The sequence below is a fragment of the Pseudomonas sp. NPDC087598 genome (assembly GCF_044743525.1).
Lineage (GTDB): Bacteria > Pseudomonadota > Gammaproteobacteria > Pseudomonadales > Pseudomonadaceae > Aquipseudomonas.
Genome location: NZ_JBIUWQ010000022.1, coordinates 1 through 6,326, shown reverse-complemented (window position 1 = coordinate 6,326; position 6,326 = coordinate 1). Strand labels below are relative to the sequence as shown.

The window sequence follows — 6,326 nt, the reverse complement described above, 5'->3', positions numbered from 1 at the left end:
CGGACCTTACGAGGTTCTTTGTGCATAAGAAAAGGTCTGTTTGGGTCAAAATTCGAAGCCGCGTATTATGCCTAACTTGCGCAAAAATGCACGGATCATCCGACCATATCTGTGTTTCTTGTTCATTTTGCGAACGTTTGGGGCGCAATGAGAACTCAACTGAAGCGAACGTATTCCAAATTTGTTTAAAAACCCCGACCGGCTAACTGGACTGCACGCCAGACTGATCAATACTTGAACTGTCGGGCGGCATCTCCCCCAAGTGCCGCGCCGATAAAGGTACCAAGGGACCGCGTGCCTTTGTTTTACTCCTAATGGTCTTAACCCGGATTCACCCCCCAGAACCCGGGTTTTTTTTGCCTACGATTTGACGATCACCTACACGGCAGATTTAACACTCGCCAACGGGAACAGTCGCTTGAAGTTCTCGGTAGTCTGCCCGGCAAAACGCTCGTAGTTTTCCCCACGCAACATCGCCAGAAACTCCGCCACTTCACGCACGTACTGCGGCAGGTTGGGCTTGCCGCGATAAGGGATCGGCGCCAGATACGGCGAATCGGTTTCCACCAGCAGGCGATCCGCCGGGACCTTGCTGGCGACATCGCGCAACGCATCGGCATTGCGGAACGTGACGATGCCCGACAGGGAAATGTAATAACCCATGTCCAGCGCAGCCTTGGCCATGTCCCAGTCTTCGGTGAAGCAGTGCAGCACGCCGGCCTGAGGCAATGCCGCTTCACGCAGTAATTCAAGGGTATCGGCGCGGGCGCCACGGGTGTGGATGATCACCGGTTTGCCGGTCTGCTGCGCCGCTTGCAGGTGCAGACGAAAAGACGCCTGCTGCAACTCGGCCGCTTCCGGCTCGTAGTGGTAATCCAGACCGGTTTCACCAATCGCCACCACCTTCGGGTGATTGAGCTCATGCAGCAACCAGTCCAGCGCAGGTGCTGCGCCCGGCTGTAGATCCAGCGGGTGCACGCCGACCGAGCAATCAACGTCGTCATAACGCTCGGCCAGCGCTTTGACGTCGGCGGCGTTGTCGGCACTCACGCCGATGCACAGAAAGTGCCCCACTCCGCGTGCGCGTGCAGCATCCAGTGCGGCATCCAGCGAGCCGTCGTGGGCGGCGAGGTCGAGGCGATCAAGGTGACAATGGGAATCTACGAGCATAAAAAAGACGGCTACTTACATCGTATGAGTGGGACGGTCGGACTTGAGGGCTCCGGCCAGATGGGTTTCGATGCGACTGCGGGCAGTGTTGTCGCCATCGTTGAACTGCACGCCGACACCCGCCGCGCGGTTGCCTTGCGCCCCTTTTGGGGTAATCCAGGTGACTTTGCCGGCCACCGGAATCTTCTCCGCCTCCTCCATCAGGTTCAGCAGCATGAACACCTCGTCGCCCAACTTGTAGCTCTTGTTGGTCGGGATGAACAGGCCACCGTTCTTGATGAACGGCATGTAAGCGGCGTACAGCACCGACTTGTCCTTGATGGTCAGGGACAGGATGCCGTTGCGCGGCCCAGGGCTTATCGGTTCATTCATGTTGACCTCCACTGCTGATGTTCAGAGTCTAGGTACACATTCTTATCTTTGACCAGGCAATCCCGCCCATTGCACCAGCAACGCTTCCAGTAGCAGTGCCGGATTGAGGTTGGCCTTGCTCAGAACTTTCTGCCGCTGGGCGAGAATCCAGTCCTGAATCTCGAGGACTTTGCCTTGCGCACTCTTCTGCGCCAGGTACTGCACGACTTTACGCATGTCCGTCAGACCAAGGCCAGCTTCGTCCTGAGTCAGTTGATAGCGCAGGATCAGACTCGACCAGTCACAGAACCAGTCGAACAGCCGCAACATCGGAATGCTCTTCCATTCTTCGGCCAGTTGCGTCGGCGATTGCTGCTGCTTGAGCAACTTCTTCACCCCTTCGACCACTTGCGCGCGTTGTTCACGTACGCCCTGGGATTGCAGACTGACCGCCATCAACGGCGAACCAGCGGCCAGTGTCAGCAGCTCGACACGTTCCTCTTCGGAACAGTCCGGCAGCGCCTGCGCCAGCCATTGCAGGCTCATCGCCTCACCCGGCAACGGACAGGCCTGTTGAACGCAACGGCTCTTGATCGTCGGCAACAAACGGCTCGGCTGGTGACTGACCAACAGCAGAACGGTATCGCCCGAAGGCTCTTCAAGGCTCTTGAGCAAGGCGTTGGCGGCGTTGATGTTCATCGCCTCGACCGGCTCGATCAACACCACTTTGCGCCCGCCCAGTTGCGCGGTCTGCACCACGAAACTGACCAGATCGCGCACCTGATCGACCTTGATTGCCTTGTCGGCCTCTTCCGGTTCGAGGATGTAATTGTCCGGGTGGCTGCCGGCCTTGAGCAGCAGACAGGATTTGCACTCGCCACACGCCTCGGGTGTCGGGCGCTGGCATAGCAGGCTGGCCATCAGGCGCTCGGCCAACGCGCGCTTGCCGATTCCGGCCGGGCCGTGCATCAGATAAGCGTGCGCGTGCTGGCTACGTCCGGCCAGTTGCTGCCAGAGACTGTCCTGCCATGGATAGGCCTCAGCCACGGGCCAGCTCCAGCAAGTTCGGAAGCAAGGTATCCAGCGATTGCTGAACCTTGACCAATGACTGACCCGCATCGATGCGCACATAGCGTGCAGGATCGGCTTCAGCACGCTTGAGGAATGCACTGCGCACCGCTTCGAAAAACGCCCGACCTTCCAGTTCGAAACGATCCAGACGCCCACGGGCGCTGGCACGGGCCAGGCCGATTTCCACGGGCAGATCAAAAATCAGCGTGAGGTCCGGACGCAGGTCGCCCTGCACGAAGGCTTCCAGCGTGGCGATACGCTCCAGCGACAAACCACGACCGCCGCCCTGATAGGCGTAGGTCGAATCAGTGAAACGGTCGCAGAGTACGACTGCACCACGGGCCAGAGCCGGACGAATCACTTCCGCCAGATGCTGGGCGCGCGCGGCGAATACCAGCAACAGCTCGGTGTCCGGGTTCATGACTTCGTCGGCCGGCGCCAGCAGCACGTCGCGAATGCGTTCGGCCAGAGGTGTGCCGCCAGGCTCGCGGGTCAGCACCACCTCGATACCGGCGGCGCGCAGGCGCTCGGCGAGGTATTCGCGGTTGGTGCTTTTGCCGGCGCCTTCCGGGCCTTCCAGGGTAATAAACAAGCCAGTCACAGGCAGTCCTTAGTCAAAGTCATTGCGCGTTTTGTGGAGCGGCGGCTTCCGCAGCGGGTGCAGGCTCCTGAGGTTCAACCTGTGGCAGCGATTGCGGCGCGGTGTCCGGGGATGCCGCAGGAATCGCTGCATCAGTCGCCGGAGCCGCTTCGGGCGTCGTGACCGGTGCCGGGCTGGAGCGGTAATCGGCACGTCGTTTGAGCTGGAATTCACGAACCGCACTGTTGTGCGCATCCAGATCATCAGAGAACACATGGCTACCGTCACCGCGTGCGACAAAATACAGGCTGGTGCCTTCCACCGGGTTCAGCGCCGCGTGAATCGCTTCACGCCCGACCATCGCAATCGGCGTCGGCGGCAAACCGGGAATCACGTAGGTGTTGTAAGGCGTCGGTTCCTTGAGATGCGCGCGGGTCAGCTTGCCGGTGTAGCGATCACCCAAACCGTAGATCACCGTCGGGTCAGTCTGCAGCTGCATGCCCAGCGCCATGCGGCGCACGAAGACACCGGCAATCTCGCCGCGCTCCTGTGGCACACCGGTTTCCTTCTCGACCAGCGAAGCCATGATCAACGCTTGATAGGGTTCGCTGTACGGCGCATCGGCGGAACGTTTTTCCCATTCATTGGCCAGCACTTCGTCGAGACGATCGAAGGCCTTTTTCAGCAGTTCGGTATCGGACATGCCACGAACGAAACGGTAGGTATCAGGGAAAAAACGCCCCTCCGGGAACAGTCCTTTATGACCAATCCTGGCCATGACGTCGCTGTCGCTCAAACCGTTGAGGGTCTGCTCGATCTTTTCATCTTTCGCCAGTGCAGCACGCACTTGATGGAAATTCCAGCCCTCGACCAGCGTCAGGCTGTACTGAACCACTTCGCCACGCTTCCACAAGTCGATCAGACCATTGACGGTCATTCCCGGCTGCATGCGGTATTCGCCGCTGTGGATCGGCGTACCGGCGAGATTGAAGCGCCAATAGACGCGCAGCCAGAACGCGTCCTTGATGACGCCATCGGTTTCGAGCGAAAGGAAAGTACGCGTCGGTGTAGAGCCTTTCGGCACATCCAGCAGTTCTTCCTGCGTGATGTTCAGAGGCTGTTCCAGCGCACTGTGAATCTTCCAGGCGCTGGCGCCCAACAGCAGCCCTGCCAGAACCAGTCCGGTTTCCAGCAACAGCAAAAGTTTACGTCTCACAAATCAGGCATCCAGTAGGGCGCGGGCAATGGTTTGCAGTTTACGGGTGAGCGGGCCAACCGGCCAGCTCAGTGCAGCGTAGGCGCGTACCGGCCAGACGCCATACACGCTGTTACAAACGAACACTTCATCGGCCCATTGCAATTGATCAAGGCTGATGTCGGCAATTTGAGTGGGGATGGCCAATGACTCGGCCTGAAACAATATTTCGGCGCGCATCACTCCAGCCACGCCGCAGCGTTTCAGATCGGGTGTGATCAACACACCGTCACGCACCAGAAAGAGGTTGCTGAATACGCCTTCAATGACCCGGCCCGCCTGATCGAGCATCAAACCTTCGGCATGCTCGCTGTCCTGCCATTCGGCGCGCGCAATGACTTGTTCGAGTCGATTGAGATGCTTGAGGCCTGCCAATAACGGCTGATTGGACAAACGCGTGGTGCACGGAAACAGGCGAATGCCTTGTTCGGCATGTGCGGCGGGATAAGCCGCAGGAGGATTGCCTTGCAGAATGCGTCGGGCCTGCGCCGCAGGATCGGGCGCATAACCACGCAAACCGTCACCACGGGTGAGGATAAGCTTGAGCACACCCTCGCCCATCGCTGCCGCATAACTCTGCAGCTCATGGCGAACCAGCGCGATATCGGTCGGGATGGCCAGACGTGAGCAGCCATCGGCAAGACGCGTCAGGTGTCGATCCAGCAACACTGGCTGGCCGCCACGCACGGCGAGGGTCTCGAACAGACCATCGCCGTAAGCCAGGCCGCGATCTTTCAGCGACAGAGCGTCAGCCGGTTGACCGTCGACCCAGCTGTCCATCAGCCTGCGAACCGGCGGAATGCCAGGGTGCCGTTGGTGCCGCCAAAACCGAAGGAGTTTGACAGCACGACATCGATGTCCATGTTGCGCGCAGTGTGCGGCACGAAATCGAGATCGCAGCCTTCGTCCGGCTCATCAAGGTTGATGGTCGGCGGCGCCACCTGGCTGTTGATCGCCAGCACGCTGAAGATCGCCTCAACCGCGCCCGCCGCACCCAGCAGGTGGCCGGTCATGGACTTGGTGGAGCTGACCGCCAGTTTGTAGGCGTGCTCACCGAACACCGACTTGATCGCGTTGGCTTCGGCAAGGTCGCCGGCCGGGGTCGAGGTGCCGTGGGCGTTGATGTATTGCACTTGATCAACGTTGATCTTCGCATCGCGCAGCGCATTGGTGATGCAGCGTGCAGCACCGGCGCCATCGGCAGGCGGCGAGGTCATGTGGAATGCATCGCCGCTAGTACCGAAGCCGATCAGCTCGGCGTAGATGGTCGCACCACGTGCCTTGGCGTGTTCCAGCTCTTCGAGCACCAGTGCACCGGCGCCGTCGGACAGCACGAAACCATCACGGCCCTTGTCCCATGGACGGCTGGCGCGGGTGGGTTCGTCGTTGCGGGTCGAGAGTGCACGGGAAGCACCAAAGCCGCCCATGCCCAGACCGCACGCGGCCATTTCGGCACCGCCGGCAATCATCACGTCAGCTTCGTCGTACATGATGTTGCGCGCCGCCATGCCAATGCAGTGCGTACCAGTGGTACACGCCGTGGCGATGGCGTAGTTAGGTCCCTGTGCCCCCAGGTGGATGGACAGGAAACCGGAAATCATATTGATGATCGAGCCTGGCACGAAGAATGGCGAGATTCGACGCGGGCCCGTCTCATGCAGAGTACGGCTGGTTTCTTCGATGTTGGTCAGACCGCCGATCCCCGAACCCATGGCCACGCCAATGCGTTCACGGTTGGCATCGGTGACTTCGAGCCCGGCATTGCGCACGGCTTGAAAGCCGGCGGCGAGGCCGTACTGAATGAACAGGTCGAGCTTGCGCGCTTCCTTGACCGACAGGTATTCCTCGACATTGAAGCCCTTTACCGAGCCGCCAAAGCGGGTGGAATAGGCAGAAAGG

7 protein-coding genes are annotated in these 6,326 nt (G+C 60.0%); all 7 read right to left on the bottom strand.

Features of this window, described 5'->3' with window-relative positions; all coding sequences use genetic code 11:
• Positions 1-378 precede the first annotated feature (378 nt).
• Positions 379-1,170: a TatD family hydrolase gene (locus ACIOWE_RS14220; RefSeq protein WP_401392303.1), complete on the bottom strand. Its 792-nt coding sequence runs from the start codon at positions 1,168-1,170 to the stop codon at positions 379-381.
• A gap of 15 nt (positions 1,171-1,185) precedes the next feature.
• Positions 1,186-1,542, bottom strand: a complete 357-nt coding sequence (locus ACIOWE_RS14215; protein WP_123534659.1) for a PilZ domain-containing protein — start codon at positions 1,540-1,542, stop codon at positions 1,186-1,188.
• A 42-nt stretch (positions 1,543-1,584) separates the two neighbouring features.
• Positions 1,585-2,568 carry a DNA polymerase III subunit delta' gene (locus ACIOWE_RS14210; RefSeq protein WP_401392299.1) on the bottom strand — a complete coding sequence of 328 codons (984 nt, stop codon included), beginning with the start codon at positions 2,566-2,568 and terminating at the stop codon, positions 1,585-1,587.
• Entirely contained in the window at positions 2,561-3,193 is a 633-nt protein-coding gene (gene tmk, locus ACIOWE_RS14205) for a dTMP kinase (protein WP_401392296.1), read from the bottom strand. Before tmk ends, ACIOWE_RS14210 begins: the two co-directional genes overlap by 8 nt.
• 19 nt (positions 3,194-3,212) lie before the next feature.
• Complete coding sequence (gene mltG, locus ACIOWE_RS14200; RefSeq protein ID WP_401392293.1) at positions 3,213-4,388, bottom strand: endolytic transglycosylase MltG; 1,176 nt, start codon at positions 4,386-4,388, stop codon at positions 3,213-3,215.
• Between the two features lie 3 nt (positions 4,389-4,391).
• Entirely contained in the window at positions 4,392-5,207 is an 816-nt protein-coding gene (pabC, locus tag ACIOWE_RS14195) for an aminodeoxychorismate lyase (RefSeq protein WP_401392290.1), read from the bottom strand.
• Positions 5,207-6,326: beta-ketoacyl-ACP synthase II (gene fabF / locus ACIOWE_RS14190; RefSeq protein WP_401392287.1), on the bottom strand; the 1,120-nt coding region annotated here is incomplete at its 5' end. The genes pabC and fabF, both read right to left, overlap by 1 nt.

What these genes read in the sequence shown, in the direction of transcription:
- ACIOWE_RS14220 (WP_401392303.1), bottom strand. Translation starts at nt 1,170, where the DNA reads ATGCTCGTAGATTCCCATTGTCACCTTGATCGCCTCGACCTCGCCGCC.
- ACIOWE_RS14215 (WP_123534659.1), bottom strand. Translation starts at nt 1,542, where the DNA reads ATGAATGAACCGATAAGCCCTGGGCCGCGCAACGGCATCCTGTCCCTG.
- pabC (WP_401392290.1), bottom strand. Translation starts at nt 5,207, where the DNA reads ATGGACAGCTGGGTCGACGGTCAACCGGCTGACGCTCTGTCGCTGAAA.